This is a genomic window from Ruegeria lacuscaerulensis (assembly GCF_013034745.1).
GTDB classification, from domain to species: domain Bacteria; phylum Pseudomonadota; class Alphaproteobacteria; order Rhodobacterales; family Rhodobacteraceae; genus Ruegeria; species Ruegeria lacuscaerulensis_B.
Genome location: NZ_WQGP01000002.1, coordinates 80,007 through 106,917 on the forward strand (window position 1 = coordinate 80,007; position 26,911 = coordinate 106,917).

At 59.9% G+C, this 26,911-nt stretch carries 21 protein-coding genes; 10 read left to right on the top strand and 11 right to left on the bottom strand.

The window, feature by feature from the left end:
• Positions 1–23: 23 nt before the first annotated feature.
• Entirely contained in the window at positions 24–1,682 is a 1,659-nt protein-coding gene (locus GOV79_RS03910) for a hypothetical protein (RefSeq protein WP_170788673.1), read from the top strand.
• A 137-nt stretch (positions 1,683–1,819) separates the two neighbouring features.
• On the opposite strand, the gene mfd is transcribed toward GOV79_RS03910, so the two are convergent.
• Positions 1,820–5,278: a transcription-repair coupling factor gene (gene mfd / locus GOV79_RS03915; protein ID WP_170788674.1), complete on the bottom strand. Its 3,459-nt coding sequence runs from the start codon at positions 5,276–5,278 to the stop codon at positions 1,820–1,822.
• Between the two features lie 21 nt (positions 5,279–5,299).
• A complete protein-coding gene (locus GOV79_RS03920) occupies positions 5,300–5,824 on the bottom strand; it encodes a component of SufBCD complex (RefSeq protein WP_170774303.1) in 525 nt (174 codons plus the stop codon).
• Between the two features lie 108 nt (positions 5,825–5,932).
• On the opposite strand from GOV79_RS03920, the gene hemB reads away from it, so the two are divergent.
• From hemB to GOV79_RS03940, 4 genes are all read left to right on the top strand, one after another.
• Positions 5,933–6,931, top strand: coding sequence for a porphobilinogen synthase (gene hemB / locus GOV79_RS03925; protein ID WP_170788675.1), 999 nt, complete (start codon positions 5,933–5,935; stop codon positions 6,929–6,931).
• A 140-nt stretch (positions 6,932–7,071) separates the two neighbouring features.
• Positions 7,072–7,644, top strand: a complete 573-nt coding sequence (locus GOV79_RS03930) for a lipid-binding SYLF domain-containing protein (RefSeq protein WP_170774306.1) — start codon at positions 7,072–7,074, stop codon at positions 7,642–7,644.
• 173 nt (positions 7,645–7,817) lie between these two features.
• A complete protein-coding gene (locus GOV79_RS03935) occupies positions 7,818–10,280 on the top strand; it encodes a penicillin acylase family protein (protein WP_170788676.1) in 2,463 nt (820 codons plus the stop codon).
• A 107-nt stretch (positions 10,281–10,387) separates the two neighbouring features.
• Positions 10,388–10,783 carry a nuclear transport factor 2 family protein gene (locus GOV79_RS03940; RefSeq protein ID WP_170774310.1) on the top strand — a complete coding sequence of 132 codons (396 nt, stop codon included), beginning with the start codon at positions 10,388–10,390 and terminating at the stop codon, positions 10,781–10,783.
• Positions 10,784–10,786: 3 nt separating this feature from the next.
• Here the strand turns inward: GOV79_RS03940 and hflX are convergent, their stop codons facing one another.
• The 4 genes from hflX to trkA all read right to left on the bottom strand — a co-directional run bounded on the left by hflX (position 10,787) and on the right by trkA (position 15,338).
• A complete protein-coding gene (gene hflX / locus GOV79_RS03945; RefSeq protein WP_170788677.1) occupies positions 10,787–12,058 on the bottom strand; it encodes a GTPase HflX in 1,272 nt (423 codons plus the stop codon).
• Entirely contained in the window at positions 12,058–12,297 is a 240-nt protein-coding gene (hfq, locus tag GOV79_RS03950) for an RNA chaperone Hfq (RefSeq protein ID WP_005982826.1), read from the bottom strand. Before hfq ends, hflX begins: the two co-directional genes overlap by 1 nt.
• Positions 12,298–12,423: 126 nt before the next feature.
• Positions 12,424–13,962 (bottom strand): TrkH family potassium uptake protein, encoded by a 1,539-nt coding sequence (locus tag GOV79_RS03955; protein WP_170788678.1) that lies wholly within the window; start codon positions 13,960–13,962, stop codon positions 12,424–12,426.
• The gene (gene trkA / locus GOV79_RS03960) at positions 13,962–15,338 is read right to left on the bottom strand and encodes a Trk system potassium transporter TrkA (RefSeq protein WP_170788679.1); all 1,377 of its coding nucleotides are present in this window, start codon (positions 15,336–15,338) and stop codon (positions 13,962–13,964) included. The genes GOV79_RS03955 and trkA overlap by 1 nt, the downstream gene beginning before the upstream one ends.
• Before the next feature lie 96 nt (positions 15,339–15,434).
• On the opposite strand from trkA, the gene GOV79_RS03965 reads away from it, so the two are divergent.
• Complete coding sequence (locus GOV79_RS03965; RefSeq protein WP_170774318.1) at positions 15,435–15,914, top strand: hypothetical protein; 480 nt, start codon at positions 15,435–15,437, stop codon at positions 15,912–15,914.
• Between the two features lie 12 nt (positions 15,915–15,926).
• Here the strand turns inward: GOV79_RS03965 and ntrX are convergent, their stop codons facing one another.
• The 5 genes from ntrX to dusB all read right to left on the bottom strand — a co-directional run bounded on the left by ntrX (position 15,927) and on the right by dusB (position 23,170).
• The gene (gene ntrX / locus GOV79_RS03970) at positions 15,927–17,336 is read right to left on the bottom strand and encodes a nitrogen assimilation response regulator NtrX (RefSeq protein WP_170782496.1); all 1,410 of its coding nucleotides are present in this window, start codon (positions 17,334–17,336) and stop codon (positions 15,927–15,929) included.
• The gene (locus tag GOV79_RS03975; RefSeq protein WP_170788680.1) at positions 17,333–19,621 is read right to left on the bottom strand and encodes a sensor histidine kinase NtrY-like; all 2,289 of its coding nucleotides are present in this window, start codon (positions 19,619–19,621) and stop codon (positions 17,333–17,335) included. The genes ntrX and GOV79_RS03975 overlap by 4 nt, the downstream gene beginning before the upstream one ends.
• Before the next feature lie 99 nt (positions 19,622–19,720).
• Positions 19,721–21,088, bottom strand: a complete 1,368-nt coding sequence (locus GOV79_RS03980; protein WP_170774324.1) for a response regulator — start codon at positions 21,086–21,088, stop codon at positions 19,721–19,723.
• 34 nt (positions 21,089–21,122) lie between these two features.
• Complete coding sequence (locus GOV79_RS03985; RefSeq protein WP_170788681.1) at positions 21,123–22,190, bottom strand: two-component system sensor histidine kinase NtrB; 1,068 nt, start codon at positions 22,188–22,190, stop codon at positions 21,123–21,125.
• The gene (gene dusB, locus GOV79_RS03990; protein WP_170788682.1) at positions 22,187–23,170 is read right to left on the bottom strand and encodes a tRNA dihydrouridine synthase DusB; all 984 of its coding nucleotides are present in this window, start codon (positions 23,168–23,170) and stop codon (positions 22,187–22,189) included. The genes GOV79_RS03985 and dusB overlap by 4 nt, the downstream gene beginning before the upstream one ends.
• A gap of 183 nt (positions 23,171–23,353) precedes the next feature.
• Here dusB and GOV79_RS03995 point away from each other — a divergent pair, with 183 nt between their 5' ends.
• From GOV79_RS03995 to GOV79_RS04010, 4 genes are all read left to right on the top strand, one after another.
• Complete coding sequence (locus GOV79_RS03995; protein WP_170788683.1) at positions 23,354–24,484, top strand: bifunctional 2-C-methyl-D-erythritol 4-phosphate cytidylyltransferase/2-C-methyl-D-erythritol 2,4-cyclodiphosphate synthase; 1,131 nt, start codon at positions 23,354–23,356, stop codon at positions 24,482–24,484.
• On the top strand, positions 24,481–24,978 hold the full coding sequence (locus GOV79_RS04000) for a phosphatidylglycerophosphatase A family protein (protein WP_170788684.1): 498 nt from the start codon (positions 24,481–24,483) through the stop codon (positions 24,976–24,978). Before GOV79_RS03995 ends, GOV79_RS04000 begins: the two co-directional genes overlap by 4 nt.
• The gene (locus tag GOV79_RS04005; protein WP_170774335.1) at positions 24,975–25,457 is read left to right on the top strand and encodes a CinA family protein; all 483 of its coding nucleotides are present in this window, start codon (positions 24,975–24,977) and stop codon (positions 25,455–25,457) included. Before GOV79_RS04000 ends, GOV79_RS04005 begins: the two co-directional genes overlap by 4 nt.
• Positions 25,458–25,602: 145 nt before the next feature.
• Positions 25,603–26,784 carry an ammonium transporter gene (locus GOV79_RS04010; protein ID WP_170774337.1) on the top strand — a complete coding sequence of 394 codons (1,182 nt, stop codon included), beginning with the start codon at positions 25,603–25,605 and terminating at the stop codon, positions 26,782–26,784.
• Positions 26,785–26,911 lie beyond the last annotated feature (127 nt).

Here is a 26,911-nt window from a genome sequence, read left to right on the forward strand (position 1 = left end):
GCTCGACCCGAGGGGAGACTGAAATGAGCGACTATTACGATCTGGGCCCATATTCCTGCCCGATCACTACGACTTCACCCGACGCGCAGCTTTGGTTCGATCGGGGGCTGAACTGGACCTACGGTTATAACCATGACGAGGCCGTCGCCTGTTTCCAGCGCGCTGCCGAGGCCGACCCGGACTGTGCCATGGCCTTTTGGGGTATCGCTTATGCGGCGGGTCCTAACTATAACCTTCCCTGGGATTTGCGAGATGACCGCGGGAAGAAAAAGTCGCTCGAGCAAGCCTATGACGCAGCGCAGCAGGCACTGGCTCTGGCCTCAATCTGCAACCCGGTCGAACAAGCGCTGATCAGCGCCCTACCCGCCCGCTATCCACAGCGCGAACCAATTCCCGACATGCACAGCTGGGATCATGACTTTGCTGAAGCCATGCGTGACGCCTTTGCCGCCCAGCCCGGCAATCTGGACCTGCGCACCATTTATGTCGAAGCGCTATTGAACCTCACCCCTTGGAAAATGTGGGACCTGAAGACAGGCCTACCCGCCGAAGGTGCAGCAACGTTTGAGGCGCAAACCACGCTGGAAGACGCCATGGCCGACGATCCCGCAGCCATGTCTCATCCCGGCCTGCTGCACCTTTACGTGCACCTGATGGAAATGTCGCCAACCCCGGAAAAAGCGCTCAAGGCTGGCGACGTGCTGCGCAGACTGGTTCCCGAGGCCGGGCACCTGGTACACATGCCCACCCATATCGACGTTCTGTGCGGCCACTACCACAATGTCGTTCAGTGGAACCAGCAGGCTTCGGTCGCGGACCTGAAGTATTTCGAGCGCGAAGGCGCCTTCACGATCTATACCGGCTACCGGCTGCACAATTACCACTTCACAATATATGGCGCGCTCTTTCTGGGTCAGATGGCACCGGCTCTGGCCGCAAATCAGGCAATGTGGGACACTACGCCGGAAGAGATGCTGCGGATCGAAAGCCCTCCGATGGCCGATTTCTTCGAAGCCTATCTGTCCATGAAACCTCACATCCTGATCCGCTTTGGTCGCTGGGCCGAGGCCAAAGCGCTAGACCTGCCGGATGACCCCGACCTCTACCGAACGCTCACGGCCACAACCCACTATGCCCGCGCACTCGCCCATGCTGCGACCGGAGAGGTTGCCGAAGCCGAAGCGGAAGAAACCCAGTTCCACGCCGCCAAAGCCCGCGTGCCCGAGGCCCGCCGCCTGCACAACAACCGGGTCATCGACCTACTGGAAATCGCCAGTGAAATGCTGCGGGGTGAGATCGAATACCGCAAAGAAAACTATGAAGCGGCATACGCGCATCTGCGGCGTTCGGTCGAACTGGATGATACGCTGCCTTACGACGAGCCATGGGGCTGGATGCAGCCCACCCGCCACGCGCTTGGGGCGCTTTTGTTCGAACAAGGTCACGTGACCGAGGCTGAAGCCGTATATCGGGCAGATCTGGGTCTGGGCGGAACACTCAGCCGCGCCTCGATCCACCCGGACAATGTCTGGAGCCTCAAAGGCCTGCATGATTGCCTCAAGGCGCGGAATGAAACGCTCGAAATCCAACAGATCAAACAACGGCTGGACCTCGCTCTAGCTCGGGCCGATCGGGCGGTCGCAGCCTCGTGTTTCTGCGCCCAAGCCGCGATGCAAAGCTAAATCGCGCTAAAGCGCGATGCCTCCGGCGGGGATATTTTTAGCCAGATGAAGCTGGGATCCCCTGTTCATCTGGCCTTAAACATTCCGGGGGAGTCGCGCGACACGCGCGACGGGGGCAGCGCCCCCTTCCACCGGTTTCAACTGGTTTTGGACTTCTTGTTCTGGGCGATGACTTTCTCGGCCAGATCACGGGCAATCGCAAACGCCCCCTTGATCTTGTCACCGTCATTCTTCCAGTCCCGCCGCACCACAATCTTGTTGTCTTTGACCTTAGCCATGCCACGTTGGTTTTGGATGAACTCGACCAGCCCTTGCGGAGACGCGAATTTGTCGTTGTGGAACTGAATGGTAGCACCCTTTGGGCCCCCATCCAGCTTGGCGATACCTGCGCGTTTGCACATGGCTTTGATGCGAACGACCAGCATCAAGGTGTTTACCTCTTTCGGCAATTTGCCGAACCGGTCGATCAGTTCGGCGGCGAAGCCTTCCAACTCGACCTTGGTCGACAGCGAGGACAAACGGCGATAAAGGCCCAGACGCACGTCTAGATCGGGTACGTAGTCGTCGGGTATCAGAACCGGGACACCCAGATTGATCTGCGGCGCCCATTGATCATCGGCATCCGACAGCCCTTCCATCTCGCCCGCTTTGATCTTGGCAATCGCCTCTTCCAGCATCGACTGATAAAGCTCGTAGCCCACGTCGCGCATCTGGCCGGATTGTTCTTCGCCCAGCAGATTGCCCGCGCCGCGAATATCCAGATCCTGAGAGGCCAGCGTGAACCCGGCGCCCAGCGTGTCCAACGAGCCCAGAACCCGCAGACGTTTCTCGGCTGTGGCTGTCAGGCGGGCACGAGGCTTGGTGGTCAGGTAGGCGTAGGCGCGGGTTTTTGAACGTCCCACCCGGCCTCGGATTTGGTAGAGCTGCGCCAGGCCGAACATATCGGCGCGGTGTACGACCATCGTGTTCGCGGTAGGAATATCAAGCCCGCTTTCCACAATCGTCGTAGCCAGCAACACATCGTATTTGCCATCGTAAAAGGCGTTCATCCGATCATCAAGCTCACCTGCCGCCATCTGACCGTGGGCGACCACATAGGTCAGTTCCGGCAGTTGTTCCTTTAGGAACTCTTCGATCTCAGGTAAGTCCGAGATACGCGGAACCACGTAGAAACTCTGCCCACCGCGATAGTGTTCTCTCAGCAAGGCCTCGCGGATGGTGACCGCGTCGAACTCACTGACATAGGTGCGGATGGCTAGACGGTCGATGGGCGGCGTGCCAATGATCGACAGGTCGCGCACGCCTGTGAGGGAAAGTTGCAATGTCCGCGGGATCGGCGTGGCTGTCAGGGTCAGGACGTGGATGTCGCTGCGCAGCTGTTTCAAGCGCTCTTTGTGGCCGACGCCGAAATGTTGCTCTTCGTCAATGATCAGCAGGCCCAGATTGTTGAACCGAATACCTTTGGCCAGCAATGCGTGAGTACCGATCACGATATCCACGGTGCCGCGTGCCAGCCCGTCGCGGGTTTGCTGCGCTTCTTTCGCTGAAACGAAACGAGAGAGTTGCCGCACTTCAAGCGGGAAACCCCGAAATCGTTCTTTAAACGAGGCCGCGTGCTGTCGGGCCAGCAGCGTTGTCGGCGCGATCACCGCGACCTGAACGCCTGACATGGCGGCGACAAAGGCGGCGCGCATTGCGACCTCGGTCTTGCCGAAACCCACATCGCCACAGATCAGGCGATCCATCGGCGCGCCGGAATGCATGTCTTCCATCACCTCGGAAATCGCGCGCAGTTGGTCGTCTGTCTCTTGATAGGGAAAACGAGCGCTGAACTCTTCCCATGCGTGAGGCGGCGGATCCATCACAGGAGCCTTTCGCAATGCGCGTTCGGCTGCGATACGGATTAGCTTGTCCGCCATCTCGCGGATGCGCTCTTTCAGCTTGGCCTTTTTGGCCTGCCATGCGCCGCCGCCCAGACGATCCAGCAGACCTTCGTCATGGCCGTATTTCGACAGTAGTTCGATGTTTTCGACCGGCAGGTACAGCTTGGACTGTTCGGCGTATTCCAGCAGCAAGCACTCATGGGCAGCACCAGCGGCGGTGACGACCTCCATCCCCTGATAGCGGCCGATGCCGTGATCCACATGCACCACGAGATCACCGGGGGTCAGGGATTGAGTCTCAGTCAGGAAATTTTCGGCCTTGCGGCGCTTCTTTGGCTGGCGGATCAGGCGGTCGCCCAGCACGTCCTGTTCAGCGATAACGGTCAAGTCGGGGGTTTCAAACCCATGCTCCAGCGCCCAGACGGCCAGATGCAGGCCCCGTTTGCCGACGCGGGTGCCGTCGGTAACGGGGATCGCCTCGGCCAAACCTTCGTCTTCGATCAACCCGGTCAGACGTTCGCGCGCGCCTTCGGAATAGGAGGCGATCAGCACCGGGCCTTGGGCCATCTTGTCGGTGATGTGCGCGGCCAGAGCGCCAAACAGGCTGATGCTTTCCTGCTGCCGCTCAGGCGCAAAGTTACGCCCGATCCGCCCGCCCGCGTCGATCACACCCGGCCCACTGGCCTGTGGCAGCGGGCTGAATTGCAGCACCCGACGATCACCGACCGCTTGCTCCCATGCGGCATCATCCAGATAGAGCAATCCAGGCGGGGTCGGCTTATAAACCGTATCCATTCGGGACCGGTTTTCCAGCGCCAAACGCCGGGTCTCATACTGATCAGCAATCGTATCCCACCGCGCCAGACGCGCGGGTGTGACCTGATCATCTACGGTGATCGTTGCGTCGGGAAGGTAATCGAACAGCGTTTCCAGCTTTTCGTGAAAGAAGGGCAGCCAGTGTTCAATGCCTTGATGTTTGCGCCCTGCGCTGACCGCCTCGTACAGAGGGTCATCGGTGCCCGCCGCGCCGAACTCGATACGATAGTTCTGGCGGAAGCGCGTGATGGCGGCATCGTCCAGAATGACCTCGGACACCGGAGCCAATTCTACTACGTCCAGCTTTTCGGTGGTGCGCTGCGAGACGGGATCAAACCGGCGTGCGCCGTCCAGAACGTCTCCGAACAGGTCCAGCCGCACGGGGCCGGATTCGCCCGGAGGGAAGATGTCGATGATGCCGCCGCGAATGGCATAGTCGCCGGGTTCCATTACCGTGGGGCTTTGGGTGAAACCCATGCGGACAAGGAAGTTGCGCAGCGCGGCCTCATCCACGCGGTGATCGACGCGGGCGGTAAACGCGGCCTCGCGCAGAACTTCGCGGGCGGGCACCCGCTGGGTGGCCGCGTTCAACGAGGTCAGCAGCACAAACCGATCGGGCATCTGATGCACCAACGCCGCCAACGTCGCCACGCGCGCGGCTGCGATATCTGCGTTGGGCGAGACCCGGTCATAGGGCAGACAATCCCAGCCGGGAAACACAAAGACCGGCATATCCGGCGCAAAAAAGGCAAGGGCTGCTCGCATCGCCTCAAGCCGTTTGTCGTCGCGCGCCACATGACACACCGGCCCGCCGGACCGGGCGATCTCGTTCAGGACAAGCTGTGCGTCAAACCCTTCGGGGGCGCCGCCGACCGTGACATGGTTCGGAGCCTTCATCGCCTAACCTTTCCGAATTCTCTATCCCAGAACGCCGATGGAAAAGTTCTGATACATACCCCAAAGCGAGGTGATCAAGATCGAAATCATCCCCACGATCTGCGTATAGATCCTACACCGCGTGAGGGTTTTCGCCACAAAGGCCAATTCAGGTTCAACCCGGCTCAACTTGCGCGCGGCCGAGATATTGATGAGCGTTACCAACACCAGTGGAAACATCAGTAAAAACACCGCCTGCGCAAATTCCACGCCATAGACAAAGCCCAGCATGGCCAGCCCGGTGAAGAAAAAACAACTTAGCCCCAGCAGCGCAAGTCCCGACACCTCGACAATATAAAGCAGCCGATTGCGGTTGATCCGGACGATGTCCAGCAGATCCTGCTCGCTTTGCCCCCCGATCCGGCGGGCGCGCTGAACCAGATCAAACGGCACACCCATCGACCAATGGCTGGCGGTCGACCACAAAACGGCCAGCCCAATCCAATACCACAGGTTCGAAAAGCTGCGCATATCGATGATTTCGAAAATCGAAGAAAATAAGTCCACGCGTCAGCCCTTTAATTCACTGTCCTGAGGGACCCGCGTCGATCGTTACCCTTGAGACTACGCCGAATTCATGCCACCCAATGCACGAATATTCAAGGAGAGCGCGACATGAAACCGACCATCGCCCCTTATCCCCTGACGCGCTTTCGCCGGGCCCGCCAGTCTGAAGCCATCCGCGGGCTGGTGCGCGAGAACAGCCTGTCGACCGATGATCTGATCTGGCCGGTGTTTGTGCGCGATGGGGAAGGCGTGGAAGAACCCGTGCCTTCGATGCCCGGTGTCGTCCGCCGCTCGGTCGATATGATCGCAAAAGCCGCTGTTGAGGCTCAAGCATTGGGGATTCCGGCGATTTGCATCTTTCCCTATACCGACCCAAGCTTGAAAACCGAAGATTGCGCCGAGGCGTGGAACCCCGACAATCTGTCGAACCGGGCGATCCGGGCCATCAAGTCCGCCGCCCCTGATATCGCGGTTATGACGGACGTCGCGCTGGACCCTTACAACATCAACGGTCACGACGGATACTTCGTGGATGGCGAGATTGTGAACGATCAGACCGTCGAGGCACTGGTCAAAATGACGCTGGCGCAGGCCGAGGCCGGGGCTGATATCATCGGACCATCGGACATGATGGACGGACGCATCGGGGAAATGCGCCGTGCTTTGGAAAACGCCGGGCATCACAACGTGATGATCCTCAGTTATGCCGCGAAATATGCCAGCGCTTTTTACGGGCCGTTCCGCGATGCCGTGGGCGCATCGGGTGCGCTGACCGGAGACAAAAAAACTTATCAAATGGATCCCGCCAACTCGAACGAGGCTTTGCGATTGATCGAGCGCGATCTGACCGAGGGCGCAGACATGGTGATGATCAAACCGGGGATGCCCTATCTCGATATCTGTCGCCGTGTGAAGGACGCCTTTGGCGCGCCCACTTATGCCTATCAGGTGTCAGGCGAATACGCGATGGTTCAAGCGGCGGCGCAAAACGGTTGGATCGATGGAGAAAAGGTGATGCTGGAAAGCCTGCTGGCCTTCAAGCGCGCGGGCTGTGACGGCATCCTGACCTATTTCGCGCCCACGGTCGCACGCCTCTTGCAAGGATAAAATTCCAGTGTGACGCGGTTTTTCGCCGATTGTGATGAGTGCGGCGGCAGCTTTCCCGTGACAGGACGCCGCAATCGGCGTAGTCTTGCACATAAGATCGGGATCACCCGGCAAATCAGGCAGTTATACAGAGAAAACATATGAGCAGTTCCAACCTTCCCCGACTGAACCGTCGTGGCTTTGCGCTTGGCATGGCCGGTCTGACCGTGACCGCCGCCTGTGGTAATGGCGTCGGCAATTCCAATGCGGCAACGATCGACGCTCGCGTCGATGCGACGTTGACCGAAATGTATGCGAGCTATCCCAACACTGTTGAGATCGCCAACAAGGCTAATGGTATGCTAGTCATGCCACTGATCACCGAAGCAGGTTTTGTCTTCGGCGGCGGTTTTGGGCGTGGCGCGCTGCGCATCAACGGGGCAACAGTAGACTACTACTCAGCCGTCAAAGGCACCGCCGGCTTACAGATCGGCGCCCAGCAGTATGCGCATGTTCTGTTCTTCATGACACAAGATGCGCTGAACGACTTCCGCCGCGCCAGCGGTTGGACCGCCGGAGCCGACATCGGCTACGTGGTCAGCGATCAGGGTGACAGCCTTTCGACCGACACGACGACACTGCGCTCGCCTGTTCTGGCGGCTGTGTTTGGTCAAGCGGGTCTGCAAATCGGGGCGACCGTCGAGGGCACAAAATATACGCGGATCATTCCGTAAAGCTGAAATACCAACCCCTCGCTAAGTGCCCGTCATGGCCCAACGGTTGTGGCGGGGTTTCGCGTTTCTAAAGCAGAGTTAACCCTGCATATTTCGTGGCGTTCCTCTTTCGGTTGGTACAGCCTTCCTTTACTCTGCGAACAAGGTTTGACGGAACGGATTATGGACCGCAGATGGGTATAGTTTTTCGCTGGTTGGTGCGTATCACCTCGGCCCTTGTCATGTTGACGCTGGGGGCTGTGCTTCTGGTTTATTTCTTGGCCAGCCAATCCCTGCCCGAGTATAACCAGACCGTCGCCGTGCGGGGCGTGACCGCTCCTGTCGAAATCGTACGAGACACCGCAAATGTACCCCATGTTCTGGGTCAATCCGACCCGGATGTGTTCTTTGGGCTGGGCTACGCCCACGCGCAGGATCGTTTGTGGCAGATGACCGTCATGCGCCGCACCGCCCAAGGTCGCCTGTCCGAGGTCTTCGGTGCACGCACGGTCAATATCGACAAGCTGCTGCGCCGGTTGGACCTGTACGGTCTGGCGCATCGCTCGTTTCAGGTACAGGACGACTATACCAAAGCCGCCTTGCGGGCCTATGCGGCGGGCGTGAATGCGCGTTTGGACGAGATCAACGAAATGGCCCTTGGCCGCGGCGCGCCCGAGATGTTTCTGTTCAACGCCCCCGTTTCGCCTTGGCAGCCCGGAGACAGCCTTGCCGTCATCAAGCTGATGGCGCTGCAACTGTCCGGCCACCTTGAGGACGAGGTGCTGCGAGCGCGCACTTCGCTTATGCTGAACGACTCGGCTCGGTTGGCCGATATCCTGCCCGATGTACCCGGTGCAGGGATCGCGGCTCTGCCGGAATATGCCACGCTCTTTCCCGGACTTCCGCGCTATGCCCATGGCACGCCGATGCCCGATAGCCCGCTGTCACCTTTCCCCAAGCGCGGCCTTGCAGGCGCGTCTAACGCGTGGACAGCTGCCCCCTCACGCTCGGCTATTGGCGGCACGCTGTTGGCCAATGACCCACATCTGGGTTTCACCGCACCCGGCGTCTGGTATCTGGCGCGGTTGGAGCTGGCCAAAGGCGGCGTGATCGGCGCGACAATCCCTGGTGTGCCTGCGGTCATGGCCGGGCGCAGTGATCGGCTGGGATGGGGACTGACCTCGTCCTATCTGGACGATCAGGATGTGCATATCGAACGGCTCAACCCCGACAACCCCGAGGAATACGAAACACCGGACGGGTTCAAAGCCTTCCGCGCGCGCCCCTCGATCATCGAGATCAAGGACGAAGCCCCGATCACCCTGACCCTGCGCTGGACCGAGAACGGGCCTGTGCTGCCCGGCAGCCACTATGATCTGGAAACGATCACTCCACCCGGTCACGTGACTTCATTGTCGTGGACCGCGCTGAGTGCGCAGGACACCTCCATGTCCGCCGCATTGGCCCTGATGAATGCCGACAGCGTGCGTCAAGGGATCGAAGCAGCCGAGGGCTATATCGCTCCGTCACAGAACCTGTCGCTGGTCGATCGGACCACCATCGGGATGAAACTGATCGGGGCCATGCCACGCCGCGCCCTGCGCAACCAAAGCCGGGGCCGTATCCCGACGCCCGGCTGGCTGAACGAGAACCGCTGGCAAGGTCGCCTGCCCTATGCCGACAACCCCGAATTTGTGGCCCCGGCGGGCGGCATTTTGGGCAATACCAACAACAAGATCATCGACCGTCCCTTTCCCGAACATGTTTCATACGAATGGGGCGACACACAGCGCATTCACCGCTGGCAGCGTTTGATGCAATCGCGCGAAGTGCACACCCGCGACAGCTTTATCGAGGCGCAGCTAGACACGGTCAGTTTCACAGCCCGCTCGCTTCTGCCGCTGATCGGTGCGGACCTGTGGTTCACCGGTGCCTCTGCACCCGAAGGCACGCCCGAACGCCTGCGCCAGATCGCGCTTGGTCTGCTGGCCGAATGGAACGGCGAGATGAACGAGCACCTGCCCGAACCGCTGATTTATGCCGCCTGGTTGCGGGCGCTACAAATCCGCCTGATCTCGGACGAGCTGGGCCCGCTAGCCGCGGAATACAAACATGTCGAGCCGCTGTTCATCGAGCGCGTCTACCGCGACATCGACGGCGCGGCAGTTTGGTGTGACGTCCGTCAAAGCGCACCGGTCGAAACCTGCACTGACATGGCGCGACTGGCGCTGGACGATGCGCTGATCTGGATTTCCGAGAAATACGGTGGCGCGCTGGAATCTCTGCGTTGGGGCGATGCACATCAGGCCACCCATGATCACCCGGTTCTAGGCTCGGTTCCGGTTCTGCGGTTCTTCGTAAATATCCGTCAATCCACCAGCGGCGGCGACAATACTTTGCTGCGGGGGCGTACCTCGGGCGAAGGGCCGGACCCATTCCAGAACGTACATGGCGCGGGGTATCGGGGCGTCTATGATTTCGCCGACCCTGACAGCTCGGTCTTCATCACGGCCACAGGTCAGTCGGGCCATTTCCTGTCGCGCTACTATGACGATCAGGCGCAGCTGTGGCGGCGCGGGGAATACATCCCGATGTCGCTGGATCTTGATCTGGCGCGTGCGGCGGCGGTCGGCGTGACCCATCTGACCCCGCGCTGACACCGGGTTTTAGGCAAGACATTGCCCTGAAAACAAGGTTTCGTGGACGCAGACCCTTGTTCTGGCTTACGATCTCAAGGTGAAACGATTTGAGACCGGGGGAATTGATGGCCAGTATTAGAGATACGATGAACAATCTTGCGCGCGACTATGCAATCGCGTGGAGTTCAGGCGACCCGGACGCCGTTGCAAGTTTCTATGCACCCGACGGGCAAATCATCATCAATCGGGGCGAGCCCATTGTCGGTCGCGCTGCGGTGGCCGAGATGGCACGCGGGTTCTATGCCGACTTCCCGGATCTTGAAGTGCGCTGCGACATGCTGCGTTGGGCGGGGAGCCACGCCATCTTTGTTTGGACCCTTGAAGGGCACCACGCACAGACCGGCAACCACGTCGTTGCCCGAGGCTGGGAAGAATGGGAACTGACCGCGGATAACAAGGTAAAATCCTCGCTAGGCTGGTTCGATGCTGACGATTACCAGCGGCAGATCGACGGGGCATAACACCTAGAGGGCGGCGAACTGCGCCGACTGCTTATCCGTCCACAAGACGGTTATCTGAAAGCCATCCTCAGTCTGCTCCTCGGACCGCACGACGTCCTGACGGAACAGCCACGCGCGTTTGTCGCCCTCGGCAAAGCTGAGCGTCAGGGTGATCTCGTGACGGACGCCTTGCAGCTTGGTGGCGATCTCGGTCAGCAGCGCGTCAACCCCGTCGCCAGTCACCGCCGAGATGGCAAAAACCGCAGGATCACGCTCGGCGCGGGCTATGGCGGCTTCGCGATTGTCGGCGGTCAACAGGTCGATCTTGTTCCAGACCTCAAGCCGAGGGCGCGCGTCATCCACACCCAGCGAGGTCAGGATCGTTTCGACATCGCGGGCCTGTTCGTCAGTCTCTTCATGGCTGATGTCGCGCACATGCACGACGATATCCGCGCCCAACACTTCCTCGAGCGTGGCGCGGAAAGCCGCCACCAGCTCGGTCGGCAGGTTCGAGATGAAGCCCACCGTGTCCGACAGGATCACCTCGGGGCCGTCGGGCAGTTCTACCCGGCGCATGGTCGGGTCAAGCGTGGCGAACAACATGTCCTTGGCCATCACCTCGGCCCCGGTCAGACGGTTGAACAGAGTGGACTTGCCCGCGTTAGTATAACCCACCAACGCCACAATCGGATACGGCACCTTGGCGCGGGCCGCACGGTGCAGGGTGCGGGTCTTGACCACCTTCTGCAACTGCCGCCGCAAGCGAACAAGTTGTTCGTCAATGGCGCGCCGGTCGGCTTCGATCTGCGTCTCGCCGGGGCCGCCGACAAAACCCAATCCGCCGCGCTGTCGTTCAAGGTGGGTCCAAGCGCGCACAAGACGGGTGCGCTGGTAGCTGAGCGCGGCCATCTCGACCTGAAGCACACCCTCGCGGGTACGGGCGCGGTCGCTGAAAATCTCAAGGATCAGCCCGGTCCGGTCGAGGATTTTGACCTTCCACGCTTTTTCGAGGTTTCGTTGCTGAACGGGTGTCACCGGGCCGTCGATCAGCACCAACTCAATTTCATTGTCATGTAGCCGCTCGGCCAGTTCTTCGATCTTACCACTGCCGAACAACAACCCGGCCTGCGCCCGCGGCAGGCGCACGATTTCAGAGCCGACCACGTCGAGGTCGGGCAACGCAGCGGCCAGTGCAACCGCCTCTGCCAGCGCCGGTTCGGGGACACGACGCTGTTCATCTGACTTGATTTCCGGATGCAGCACCCAGGCACGGGTGCGCGTCCTGTCATGTTCCATCAAGAGGCGTCTTCGCCCTCATACAGGTTGATCGGCTGTGATGGCATGATGGTCGAGATCGCGTGCTTATAAACCAGCTGCGACTGTCCGTCGCGGCGCAACAACACGCAAAAGTTATCAAACCACGTGATCACACCTTGCAATTTCACACCGTTGATCAGGAAAATTGTGACCGGGACCTTTGCCTTACGTACGTTGTTCAGGAACGCGTCCTGCAGATTCTGTCTGTCCGAAGCCATATTTTTATAAACTCGCCATTGTTCTTGCTACGCGCTGCGGACCAACGCGCTCCCTCTGGCGGAGTATGGAGTGTCGTTAACCGAGTTTCCAGATGAAAAATCAATCATTAACACGAGTGTTGATTCTCAGTCCCGCCAGAGCGTGGGCGTAATCAAGGCAATAATGGCCAGAGTCTCCAATCTGCCAATCACCATCGCCGCGCACATGGTCAGCTTCGCGTTTGACGAAAGGTCAATCAGGCGCAGAGGTACATCGGTTGCCAGTTCGATCAGCGGACCCGTGGTGCTGAGCGCCGCGACCGTCAGCACCATCGCCTGTTCGAACCCCGCCCCCATCGCGGCCAGCAACATATTGAACAGCGCGGCGGTCAAAGCGAACATCATCAAGAAGATCCACGCAATGAATGCACCATCGCTTTGAATACGTCGGTTACCGCCGCCCACCCCACTGACCGAGGATGGGTAGATCAGCCGGTCAATCTCGCGCGCGCCGTTCAGATAGAGCGCAAACACGCGCAGCAGTTTGACCCCACCAGCGGTCGTGGCGACCCCGCCGCCGATCAGGGCAATGCCCATCAGGATCAGACCCGGCGTGCCAAGGCCAGACAGTTGCTGCGCATCGTTCCAGTTCGCGCTTTCAAACCCTGCCGTGGTCAAAAAGGACAAGCCTGTAAAGAGCATACCCCAAATCACATTGACCGCCTGCATCGGTTCTAACCGGTTGCCGATCTCATTGACCCCCAGCCAAACCCGGACGAACAAAAGCGCAGCGACGGCGCCAACGATCATCAGTCCGATGCGAAATTCCGGGTCTTTGTCCAGGCGCGAATAGCCGGTTGTTGCGGTGTCGGTCGAAAAGGTTAGGCGCGACAAGGCGAAGAACAGAAACAAGAACAGGATCGCCTCGCCCGTGATTCCGGCCTGCGCGCCCTCCATTCCGCCGACGGGGGAAATCCCCGAGGTCGCCATCGTAGACATGGCGTGGCAGATCGCCGTCAGACCCTGCTCGCCCGCAATCAACAGCAGCAGGCAGATCACAAGCGTCAGACCGGCATAGATCGGTGTCAGCGTCCGCGCGACCCGGATTAGCCGCCCGCGCGGGTCAACCTTTTCGCTTTGCGCCACACCCGAGACCGGACGACCGGGTTGGCCACGCGCAGTAACCTCGAACCCGCCTAGCGACAAAGGGGCCAGGATCGCGGCAGCTGAAATCCACATCAGCAGGCCACCCATCCACCCCACTTGCGCGCGCCAGAAATGCAGAGGCGCGTTCAGACGATCGGGGTCGGGAAACAGGTCGGCGCCGGTTGTGGTCAAGGCGCTGACCATATCGAAATAGGCGTTCAGAAAAGTGGTATTCCCCAAAGCGTCATGCAGCGGGATTGCCAAATAGAGGGGCAAAACGGTGAAACAGGCCAAAAGCACCGCCAACTGCCCCAAGGTCCCCCTGCGCGGCACACGGTTCGATGAGGCCAAAGCAATGATGGCCACAATAAATAGCCCAAGAAACCCGGAATAGAAGAACGAGCGCGAGGTGTCGTGATCATCCAGAACCAGCGCATAAATCGCGGGTATCCACATGGACAGCGCGGCAATGGCCCAGATCAGCAGAAACAGCGGCAAGCGCCGCACCAATCCGATCCGCTGTGTCCGCGCGCGCTCCATCAGAAGAAATCAATCGAAACCTGCATCAAGCGCTCGACCTCGGGCACGTCCTTGGCCATGGCAAAAATCGCCAGCACGTCTTTCTCTTCGATCCGCAGGCTGCCCGTGGGGCGCAGCAACTCATCACCTTTGCGAACAGCCCCGACCAGAACGCCCTCGGGAAAGTCGATGTCACGCAGCTTTTGCCCCGCCATGGGAGAGGTCGACAGAACCTCGGCCTCGATCACCTCGGCCTCGGCATCGCCGATGGAATAAACCTGCCGCACGCGCCCATGGCGGATGTGGCGCAGGATCGAGCTGACAGTGGTGGCGCGCGGGTTGATATAGGCGTCAATGCCCAAAGGTCCCATCAAGGCCACCATGCTGGGATCATTGATCAGTGCAATCGCCAGCGCACAGCCCTCGGCCTTGGCCCGCACGGCGGCCAGCAAGTTGGCGCGGTCGTCGTCAGTGACGGCCAGCATAGCGTCGGCACGCTCGATCCCGGCCTCGCGCAACAGCGCGGAGTCCAAGCCATCGCCGTTCAGAACAATCGTGCGCTCCAACGCTTCTGCGGCCAGTTCGGCACAGCTGCGGTCGCGTTCGATGATCTTGGCGCGCACCCGGCTTTCGCGTTCCTCAAGCGTCCTCGCAACCTCGAGCCCGACATTGCCGCCGCCCACGATGACCACGCGGTCCTGTTTCTTTTGCGCCTTGCCGAAAACCTCCATCGTGCGGTCGACGTCTTTTACGTTGGCAAAGACATAGCATTCGTCACCAACGAACAGCTGGTCCTCGGACTCCGGGGCAAACAGAGTCCCCTCGCGCCGCACCCCAACCACGATCGAGCTGAGGGTCGAGAACAGATCGGTCAACTGACGTAGGGGCGTGTTTACGATCGGGCAATCCTCGTCAATGCGGATGCCCAAAAGCTGCGCCTGCCCGTCCATGAACATCTCGGTATCAAAGGCCGAGGGGGCCGAAAGGCGGCGCATGGCGGCGGCGGCCACCTCGCGTTCAGGGCTGATGACCACGTCGATGGGCAAGTGATCGCGGCGATACAGGTCGGAATGGATGGCCTGTAAATAGGATTTAGACCGCAATCGGGCAATCTTGCGCTGGATCGAAAAGACAGAATGCGCCATCTGACAGGTGACCATGTTCACCTCATCGGAATGGGTGGCGGCGATGATCATATCCGCATCACGGGCGCCCGCGCGCTGAAGTACATCAGGATAGCTGGCAAAGCCGGCAATACCCTGAACGTCCAGTGTTTCCGTGGCGCGACGCACCAGGTCCGGGTTGTTGTCAACCACTGTAACGTCATTCAGTTCGCCCGACAGATGCCGCGCAATCTGCCAGCCAACCTGACCGGCCCCGCAAATGATGACCTTCATATACCTGGCCCTTCTGCCTGAAAGGATTGAATGACAGATGGCCCCAAAACGGTCAATCGAATTGTCATTTCCGCCTGCCGAGGGCAAGATAAGCCTATGAAAACAGTTGCCCGTTTCCTGATACCTGTCTTTGCGTTGACCTCATGCGGTCCGCTTTCGATGTATTACCAAGAAGGCGCAAGCGTTTCGCGTGTGCAGACCGAGACTACACAATGTCAGGTTCAGGCACTGGATGACGCTCCGGTGGCGACCCAGGTGCGTCAAGGCCCCCCCACCTATTGGCCGGGCCGTACCCGCTGCGACGGGCGCGGCAATTGTTATCGCACAGCGGGATGGTGGCAGCCTGGGCAGATCTACACCGTGGACGTCAATAAAGGCCTACGCGACCGTGTTGAAGCACAGTGCATGGCGGCCAAAGGGTATCGCCCGATCAGCCTGCCACCATGCAAGCAACGGATAAAAGCCAGTGTACCACCCGCACGCACGACCCAATTTCCGCCGATCGGAACCGAGTCCTGCTTTGTTAAATTCGACGACGGATCGTTTCAGATCATCACACCCGGCCAGACGGGGTGAAGGACCGGCGGATTATTCCGCCGGCTCCGGTTCGTCCAGTTGCGCCACCCTTGCGCCCGATTTGTTCGACGTCACCACACCCAGTGATTTCAGCTTGCGGTGCAGCGCGCTGCGCTCCATCCCGACAAAGCTGGCGGTGCGGCTGATATTGCCGCCAAAGCGGTTGATCTGGGTCAGCAGGTATTCCCGCTCGAACGCCTCGCGGGCTTCGCGCAGCGGCAAGGTCGCCAGCGCGCCAGACAGAACAACGCGGCCGGAATCGTCGGCCTTTTCATCCTCGGTCGGCAGCTCCTTAGCCTCGATCGGCCCCGTGCCGTCGCCCAGGATCAGCACCCGTTCGATCAGGTTTTTCAACTGACGCACATTACCCGGCCATGTCATGGTCTGCAGCAAGGCCACCGCTTCTTCGGAAATCTCGCGAACCGGCAGGCCCTGCGTTTCGTTGCACATCTCGATGAAATGCTGGGCCAAAACCGGAATATCTTCGCGCCGATCCTCAAGCGAGGGCACGTCGATCGGCACCACATTCAGCCGGTGATACAGTTCCTCGCGGAAGCGATCAGCGGCAATCTCGGCATCCAGATCCTTGTTGGTGGATGAGATCACGCGCAAATCCACCCGAACCTTGTCCGACCCGCCGACACGTTGGAATTGCTGGTCGACCAGCACGCGCAGGATTTTAGATTGCGTGCCCAACGGCATATCCGCGACCTCGTCGAAATAGACCACACCGCCATGCGCCTCTTCCAACAGACCTGATTCCACCCCCCGGTCCGAGGATTCGCGGCCAAACAGAACTTCTTCCACGCGCTCGGGTTCGATCCCGGCGCAGTTTACGGTCACGAAGGGCGCGTTGGCACGGTTTGAATGCGCGTGGATATAGCGCGCCGCGATCTCTTTGCCCGACCCTGCCGGGCCGCTCAGCATTACGCGGCCGTTCGATTTTGTGACCTTGTCCAACTGCCCCTGCATCGCTCGGAACGAGGCGGATTTGCCGATCATGTCGGAATTTGTCACCTCTTTGCGCTTGAGCGAGGCATTCTCGCGGCGTAGACGCGATGTTTCCATTGCGCGGCGGATGACCACCATCAACTGGTCAATATTGAAGGGTTTTTCGATAAAGTCATAAGCCCCCTGCTTGATCGCCGCGACCGCAATTTCGATGTTGCCGTGGCCGGAAATAATCACCACCGGCACATCCGGGTTGTCACGTTTGACGGCTTTCAAAATATCGATCCCGTCCATCCGGCTATCCTTCAGCCAGATATCCAGAATCAACAGCCCCGGCGGTTCCGAGTTGATCTGGGCCATGCACTCATCCGAGTTGCCCGCCAAGCGGGTCGTATAGCCCTCGTCCTCCAGAATGTCGGACACCAGTTCGCGAATATCGCGTTCGTCATCTACGATCAGAATGTCGCTCATCTTTGGCCTGCTTTCAGTTTGTTTGTTTGAATTGCCTGCTTTTGGGGCGCGTCAGACGGGGAAAAATTACCCGCTGGTAAACGGATCACGGCCATCGCGCCAAAATGGTCCTGTCCGTCGAAGACCGGCGCATCTTCTAAAGTCAGCGCGCCGCCATGCTCTTCGATAATCTTTTTGACGATGGGCAGGCCCAAACCTGTCCCGGCGTCCCGCGTTGTCACATACGGCTCGAACAGGCGCGCCCGATCTTCGGGCAAGCCAATGCCGTTGTCTGCAATGGTGATGACGGTACCCGCGTCATCGCGTTCTACGTCCACTTTGATTTGTGGCTTCAGGTTCTCGGGGGGGCCTTTTTGCTTAAGGGTTTCTATGGCTTCCCCGGCATTCTTGATCAGATTCGTCAGAGCCTGGTTCAACATCGTCGCATCTAGATCAGCTGGAATCGGATCATCTGGCAATTGCGCTGTGATCTCGACATCGGGCTGCCCTGATTGCTGCAACAAAACCGCCTCGCGCACCAGATCGACAACGTTTTCCTCACGCCGATCGGGCTCGGGCATCCGTGCGAATTTCGAGAATTCGTCCACGATCCGCCGCAGATCATTGGTCTGCCGTACGATCACATCGGTCATGGATACAAGGCTATCGCAATCCTCTTCATCCAGCTTCCGCGAGAATTTACGTTTGATCCGCTCGGCGCTCAGTTGGATCGGGGTCAGCGGGTTCTTGATCTCATGCGCAATGCGTCGCGCCACATCGCCCCACGCGGCCATCCGCTGCGCGCTAACCAGATCGGTCACGTCATCAAAGGCGACAACATAGCCTTCTAGCCCGCCATCCTCACCCCGTCTGGTTGCCATCCGCACCAGCAGGTTTTCAAGACGGCCCTTGCGCGTCACCTTGACCTCACCCTGAACGGATTCCTGCCCGCTTTCCTTAAGGCTTTCGAACAAGGGCAGAAACTCGGGCACCGCTATGCCAATCGCCAGCGTTTCGTCCCCGCGCGACCAGTCCAACAATCGTTCCGCCGAACGGTTCACCAGTGTAACGCATCCATCAGGATCGACACCAACAACGCCCGACGTGACCGAACTGAGCACCGAATCGAACAACCGACGACGACGTTCGATCTGGCGGGTATTTTCTAGCAGAGTGTCGCGCTGTGCATTAAGTTGCCGCGTCATCTGGTTGAAATAACGTCCCAATATGGCAATCTCATCGTCGCTGGCCTCTTCGATGACTTGAACGCTCAGATCACCGGCCCCCACACGTTGCGCCGCTGTAGTAAGCCGTCCGACGGGACGCGACAGGCGCTCGGCAAACCACATACCCAGCGACATCGCCGCCAAGATCAAAATGACCGCAAATCCCAGATAGAGCAGACCAAATTCGAACAGTACCCTGCCCCGTTCGCTTTCAAGCTGTTGATAGAACTGTACCGTTTCCTTGGTGTCATCCAGCAGCGTCAACAACTGACCATCCACCTCGCGGCTGACATAGAGATACCGGTCCAGATAGGCGCGTAGCGGCACGAGCGCCCGGAATTCACTGTTTTGCCAATCGTCGATGATCAGAAGGCCCGTGTCAGAGGCCTCTACGATCTGCTCGGGCGTCGGTGCCTCATAGTTGAACAGGTAAGACCGGTCGCCGCGCGACTTTATTTCCCCTGCTCCGTCAATGACATAAGCCTCACGCAGCCCACGCTGAATTTGCGATTGCCCTTGCGCAAGAACCGCGCGCAATTCCGCGTCCGAGATATAGAAATCCACCGCGCGCGCATTGTTGAGGTACAGCGCCAGAACCGTCGCGTCCTGCCGCAAACCTTCGCGGTGCTCCTGCTCATAGGCTTCGGCTGCGGTCAGGGATGAGCCAACAACCTGCCTCACCCGGTCCGAGAACCAGCCCTCGAGACCGATATTCACCGTCAGGCCAGCGAAAATCGCCACCGTCACTGTCGGCACCAGTGCGAGCAGGGTAAAGGCACCAATCAGACGCAGGTGCAGACGCGATCCGGCCGATTTCGCCCGGCGCGCGGCGATCAAACTGCCCAATTGGCTGAGAACCAGCGCAGCAACCACCAGCACATAGACCAGATCGGCCAGCAGAATCAGGCGCAGCGACGGCGCGGTTGTGCCCAAGTCAAAGGGACCGATGACCAGATAGGTCACCAACGCCAGAACCGGGCCCAGAAGAACCAGACCCAAGGTGCTAATATTGCGCAGCTTTCGGGATTTCCGCCACCGATTAATCGATAGGATCAGCCCGCTCTGTGCTCGGGATGCCACCGTCTGCCCTCATCCTGATGCGCCGTTTTCACGGCAAACCGCCATATTTCGTGGTCCTTGTCGGGGTCGAACCCGAATGCCACGCTTTGTGTGGCGATATTACATCAGTTTGCGGCGGCGTGTCACCTGAATATCGAGGTCTGTGATCTTTTTCCGCAGCGTATTCCGGTTAATCCCCAGAAGATCAGCACATTTTGCCTGATTTCCGCCGGTTGCATCCAGGGCCAACTCGATCAGAGGGGCCTCTACCTCGCGCAGGATGCGTTGATACAGGCCCGGCGGCGGCAGAATATTGCCGTGCAAGTCGAAATACCGCCGCAAGTGACGCGCGACCGAAGTCGACAGTTTCTCGCGCTCACCATCGCCCAGAACAGGTTCGGCTTCGGGCTGGCTGCCCAGAACCGCCTCGACCTCGGATTTCGAGATTTCATCGGCGCGGCTGGTCAGGCTGAGGCGGCGGATCGCGTTTTCCAACTGTCGCACATTGCCCGGCCACGAATAGCGCCGCACCAGCTCTACCGCATCCGGGCTGAGCCAGCGTTTGGTGCCGTGTTCGCGCTCTTCCCGCGCCAGAAAGTGGTCGGCCAAAAGGGTGATGTCATCCACACGTTCGCGCAGCGCAGGCACGTGGATTGTCGCGCCGCACAGACGGTAATACAGGTCCTGACGCACGCGCCCGCTCTCCATCGCGTCGGTCAGGTCCGACTGGCTGGTGGCCATAAAGCGTGGGACGTGGTCGCCGGGCGTGTCCATCATGCGGACGATGCGAGCCTGCAGTTCGTCCTCGATATCGGCAATCTCGTCGATCAGCAACGTCCCACCTCGAACCCGCGCCATCACCCGTGCAGGACCTTCCAGATCGCGCAAATCAGCGGCTGTCGCCGTGACAAAGGGCAGTGTGCGACGGTCCGAGAAATCATGAATAGCCCGTGCAATCAATGATTTACCTGTTCCACTTTCACCAGATATCATCACCGAAAGATCAGTGTTCATCACCCGTGCGACCAACCGGTACAGCGCCTGCATCACCGGGGTCCGCCCGACTAGGGGCAGTTCTTCTGGGCGGTCCTGCGCCGGTTCGCTGGCGTCGGTTTGCACGCGCTGTTTCTGCTCCAGCGCCCGCGCGGTCCGTTTCATCAGATCAGGCAGGTCAAACGGCTTGGGCAGATAATCATAGGCATCGGCCTCGGCCGCCTGAATCGCCGTCATGATCGTGTTCTGGGCCGAGATCACGATGACAGGCAGGCCGGGTCGGTCCTGCGCGATCTTGGGCAGCATCTCCAGGCCATTGCCATCCGGCATAACGACATCTGAGATCACCACATCGCCTTTCCCTTCGCCAACCCAGCGCATCAGCGTGGTCAACGAAGAGGTCGCGTGCACCTTGCACCCCGCCCGCGTCAGGGCCTGTGTCAAAACGGTGCGGATCGTGCGGTCGTCATCTGCGACCAGTACTGTTCCATCCATTGGGTGCTCTCCTTAAGCTCTTCTCGGCTTTGTCCTACGTTGCATCCTTCGGTGCCCGCCTCAGCGAGATACGAAACACCGTGCGGCCCGGCACCGAGTCGGCGGAAATCCAGCCGTCATGGTCCGAGATGATCTTGCTCACCAGCGCCAGCCCAAGGCCGGTGCCGTTTTCCTTGCCCGACACGAAAGGGTCGAAAATATCGCTACGGATTTTCTCGGGCAGGCCCGGACCATCGTCGATGATCTCAACCTGCAGGGGCAACGAATGGCCCGAGCCATCGCTGCGCCGCAGGCGGAAGGAATGTTCGAAATACGTCCGCAGACGAATGGTTCCGCCTTTGGAATCAGCTGCTTCCGAAGCATTCTTCAACAGGTTCAGAATGACTTGGAGAAATTGATCGGGGTCGCCATAGGCCAAAGGCAACGAGGGATCGTAGTCCTCGATAATCTTCATATGCGCGCCGAACCCCAGCAACGCGGACCGTCGCGCGCGGTCCAGAACGTCGTGGATATTGACGGGTTTGAAGTCAGGCTCCGACAGGTTTCCGAATTGCTCAACCTGTTCCAGCAGCTTTACGATCCGGCGACTTTCGGCGACGATAAGATCTGTTAACTCAAGGTCTTGCTGAGAGATATTCATGCTCAGCAACTGCGCCGCCCCAGTGATGCCGGCCAGCGGGTTCTTGATCTCATGCGCCAACATCTCGGCCATACCAATCGCCGACTGCGCCGCCGATTTAACCGTATTGCCCCGCGTCATCCGTCCCGCCAACTCGCGCGGTGAGATGATCATGATCATCGACCCCGGATGCCCGACCAAAGGGGCAATCTGTAGCGCGCATTGCAGCGGCGCACGATTACCCGATCCCGCATCTACATCATTCACGAACAGGGGTGTTCCCTGTGCCCGCGCCCGCTCGAACGCTTCCTCCAGGGGGGCATCAACCGCGATCTGATCCCACACCGGGTGCCCGATCACCGATTTACGCGAGGCGTTCAGGAAGCCCTCTCCGGCTGAATTGACGTCGGATATCCGATCGTCGCCATCAATGATGAAGGCTGGTACCGGAAGCGAAGTCCAAATACTCTGGTCCGAATTCATGCAACCGCCTCCACTTGCGTCCCAAGCGCGTCACCCAGCAGGCGGATCACCTCATCCGTATCGCGAGAAGTCAGAACAGCGCGGCGCAAGGCTGCGGGCGTTCTAGCCTGATCCATGTACCAACCCAGATGCTTACGCGCGATGCGCAGACCCAGATCGGTACCGTAAAAGCCCAGCATCGCCTGATAATGCGTTCGCACCATCTCGATCAGGTCATCGCCCTGCGGCACCACCGGTGCGGGCGCGCCATAAAGATCGTGGCATACCTGCGCCAAGACCCAGGGCTGACCCTGAGCGCCCCGCCCGATCATGACGCCATCCGCGCCTGACTGGTTCAGAGCTATTCCCGCTGTTTCTGTATCCACGATATCCCCGTTTGCAATAACGGGGATATCGACCGCCTCTTTCACCGCACGGATGGCCTGCCAGTCCGCCTGCCCCTTGTAGAACTGACAGCGCGTGCGCCCGTGGATCGTCACCATTTGCACCCCTGCCTCCTGCGCGCGCCGCGCGACGTCCGGCGCATTCAGTAATTTGTCGTCCCACCCCAACCGCGTTTTCAGCGTGACCGGCACATCAACCGCCGCGACCACCGCCTCGATCAATGTCAGCGCATGATCCGGCGTTTTAAGCAGCGCCGAGCCGGAATAGCCATTCGTTACCTTTTTGGCGGGACACCCCATGTTGATGTCGATCACCCGCGCGCCCCGATCAACGACCTGCCGGGCGGCCTCGGCCATCCAGTGCGCCTCGCGCCCGGCCAGTTGAACGGCGGTGTTTTCCACGTCGGCCGACAGCTCGGCCCGTTCGCGCACGCCGGGTTTGGCCTGCACCATTTCCTGACTGGCGACCATCTCACTAACCACCATGCCCGCGCCAAAGCGCATCACCAGATCGCGGAACGGGCGGTCGGTGATTCCGGCCATCGGGGCCAGCAGAACCGGAGGGGTCAGGTCTTTTTCAGCGAGTTGCAGTGTCAACGTGCTTAATCCTTGGGCAGATGCGACTTAGATATCGAATTGAGCGTATATGAACAACAAATCGGCAACTGAAAAGCCCGCAAAATCATCACATGCTTAATTTTTAGGCGGGTTAACGCGGGTGATTGCCTCTGCATTCACCGCACCCTAAACATTGCCCTGAAATTGCCGGAGACACTCCTTATGACCACCGCCGCCATTATCGTTGCCGCAGGACGCGGCCTGCGCGCCGGAGGGGGTATCCCGAAACAATGGCGGCCTCTAGCCGGACGCCGCGTCGCGGACTGGACGATCGAGCGGTTTCGTGAGCAGGTCGATCATATTGCGCTAGTTCTATCACCTGATGACCAAGAAGCGTGGGCAGAGCTCGCCGAGTCGGGCCTGATTCTGACCGCAGGCGGCGAGGATCGCGCGGGATCGGTGCGCAAGGGGCTGGCCGCCCTGAGCGGTTTGGATGTGACCCGCGTTCTGATCCACGACGTCGCCCGCCCCTGTGTCAGCACGCAGATTATTCGCAACGTGTTGCAAGCGTTGGAAACTCGCCCCGCAGCAGCCCCCGGATTGGCGATGACAGACGCGCTCTGGACCGGAGATGGCGCAACCGTCACCGGCACACAAGACCGCAGCGGCCTGTTCGCCGCGCAGACGCCGCAGGGCTTTCACTATGACGCTATAGTCGCGGCCCATGCTGCGTATTCCGGCAGTGCCGCAGATGATGTCGAGGTTGCTCGGGCCGCAGGTTTGGACGTGGCCATCGTGCCTGGCGATGCGGACAATATCAAAATCACACGGCCCGAGGATTTTGCCCGGGCGGAACGCATATTGGGAACGAAAATGGATGTAAGGCTGGGCAACGGGTATGACGTGCATCGCTTTGGCGACGGGGATCATGTAATCCTCTGCGGCGTGCAGGTGCCGCATGAACGCGGGCTGCAGGGGCATTCGGACGCTGATGTGGGAATGCACGCCGTAACCGATGCGATCTATGGCGCGCTGGCGCAGGGCGATATCGGCCAACACTTCCCGCCCTCGGACCCAAAATGGAAAGGGGCCGCCAGCGAGATTTTCCTGCGCCATGCGGTCGAACTGGCCGCGACGATGGGATACGCGATCTCAAATGTCGATTGCACGCTGGTCTGCGAATACCCCAAGATCGGCCCCCATGCCGAAGCGATGCAGTTCGAGATGGCCCGGATTATGGGGCTGCGGACCGATCAGATCTCCGTCAAGGCGACCACATCAGAGCGGCTGGGCTTCACTGGCCGCAGCGAAGGTATTGCCTCTCTGGCTACAGCCTGTCTGGTGAAATCATGAACGCGGCACAATTGATCGGAACCGTCTGTGGCGTGGGTTATCTACGCCCTGCGCCCGGTACATGGGGATCGCTCGCCGCCCTGCCCTTGGCGTGGGTCTTGCATACACTGGGCGGCTTTCCCCTGCTGGTGATCGCCACGCTTGCGGTGTTCTTCGGCGGCCTCTGGGCCACCCGCGTGATGACCGCAGGGCAAGAGGATCACGACCCGTCCGAGATCGTCGTAGATGAGGTCGCAGGCCAGTTCATCGCGCTTTGGGCGATCTCTTACCCCTCCTGGGTGCATGGGATCGAGATCACGGCCCTCTGGCCCGGCTGGGTTGCAGGGTTCGTGCTGTTCCGACTGTTCGACATCACCAAACCCGGCCCGGTGGGTTGGGCGGATCGCAAGGGAGATGCGATGGGCGTGATGCTGGACGATGTGATCGCCGGGGTGTTTGCCGCCATCGGCGTGCTGATCCTGGCCGGGATCGCGCACGGGGTGTTGGGACTTTGATCGTCGCCGCGTTACTGGACCGCGCCAAGGCGCAAGGTGTGATGATTGCCACTGCTGAAAGCTGCACTGGTGGCATGGTGGCGTCTGCCCTGACTGATATCCCCGGCAGCTCGGCCGTAGTGGACCGCGGCTTTGTCACCTACACCAACGCCGCCAAACAACAGATGCTGGGCGTGCAGGCCGCGACGCTGGATGCTTACGGCGCGGTCTCGGAAGAGGTCGCACGCGAAATGGCCGAAGGCGCGCTGCATCATTCACAGGCACAACTTGCCGTGTCGATCACAGGCATTGCAGGCCCCGGCGGGTCCGAGTTCAAACCCGAGGGCCGTGTCTGCTTCGGCCTTGCCGCCGATGGTTTGCACACACGGTCTGAGACAGTTGAATTTGGTCCGTTGGGTCGGGAAAACGTCCGGCGCGCGGCTCGAGATCACGCGCTGGGCCTGCTTTCTCAGGCGCTTTCTAGTATTGCTCAAAAATAGGGCATGTCGCTCTGATCGCCGCCTATTTAATCACCTTTTCACAAAAAGCCCCGAAAACAGGCTGCATTTTGTGATGTTGCCTCTTTTTTCCTCGTCCTTGATCCGCTTCAAGCCGCGCCACGCAAGTTGAAGAGGAGACCGGCCGATGAATGGAGCCGATACAGCCTGGATCATTGTGGCAACCGCCTTGGTCCTGTTCATGACATTGCCGGGCCTCGCCCTGTTCTATGGCGGCCTTGTGCGCGCCCGCAACGTGCTGAGCGTGTTCATGCACTGTTTCTCGATCGCTTGTTTGATGAGCATCCTGTGGCTGGTCGCAGGCTATTCCATCGCGTTCGGCGATGGCGGATCAGGCTTGTGGGGCGGTCTGGGCAAGGCGTTTCTGAACGGTGTCGATGCAGACAGCCTATCGGGCACGCTGCCCGAGGTTCTCTTCTTCGCATTCCAGATGACCTTTGCCATCATCACCCCTGCCCTGATCGTCGGCGCTTATGTCGAGCGCGTGGGCTTTGGCTTTGTGCTGACCTTCTCGGGCCTGTGGATGTTGCTGTGCTATGCGCCGGTGGTGCATTGGATCTGGGGTGGTGGCATTCTGACAGATGGCGGCATTTTGGGCGAGGTCGGCGTGCGTGACTTTGCAGGCGGAATCGTGGTGCATGAAACCGCCGGTCTGGCCGCGCTGATTATCGCCGTGGTTCTGGGCCCGCGCCGCAACCGCACGACGCCCCCACACAATCCGGGCTTTGTCATGATCGGTGCCGCGATGCTGTGGGTTGGCTGGTTCGGCTTCAATGGCGGTTCGCAACTGGCCGCTGACGGCGGTGCTGCGATGGCGATGACCGTGACGCATATCTCGGCCGCGACTGCCTCCCTGACTTGGGCGCTGTATGAGCGGATCAAGTACGGCAAGGCCTCGATGGTCGGTCTAGTGACAGGTACGATCGCCGGCTTGGCCTCGATCACACCCGCCTCGGGCTATGTGGATCCGGTTCAGGCGCTGATCATCGGTGCCGTGGCCGGTGTGTTGTGTCAGGAAGCCGTCAATGTCATCCGCAACGTTCTGAAAATCGACGATACGCTGGATGTATTCGCCGTGCATGGCGTCGGCGGCATCTTTGGCACGCTTATGATCGCCGTCTTTGGCCTGGGCGCCTGGACTGCACAGTTGGGTGGCCTGGTCATCGTAGGTGTGTTCACAGTCGTTGTGACCTTTGTACTGATCAAACTGGTCGCGCTGATCACTCCGCTGCGGGTGGATGCAGAGACCGAGACCAATGGCCTCGATCTGTCGGTGCATGGTGAGCGCGCTTACGACATGACAAGCTGATCGCGCGTCAATCTGAATGTGCATAGCGGGCCCCTTGCGGGTCCGCTTTTCTTTTGTCCGCCCCCTCGACTCTGTGCCCTGCGGCGGGCTATCAGCCCGCAACGTGTTATCAGCCCAGAGGTTTGCA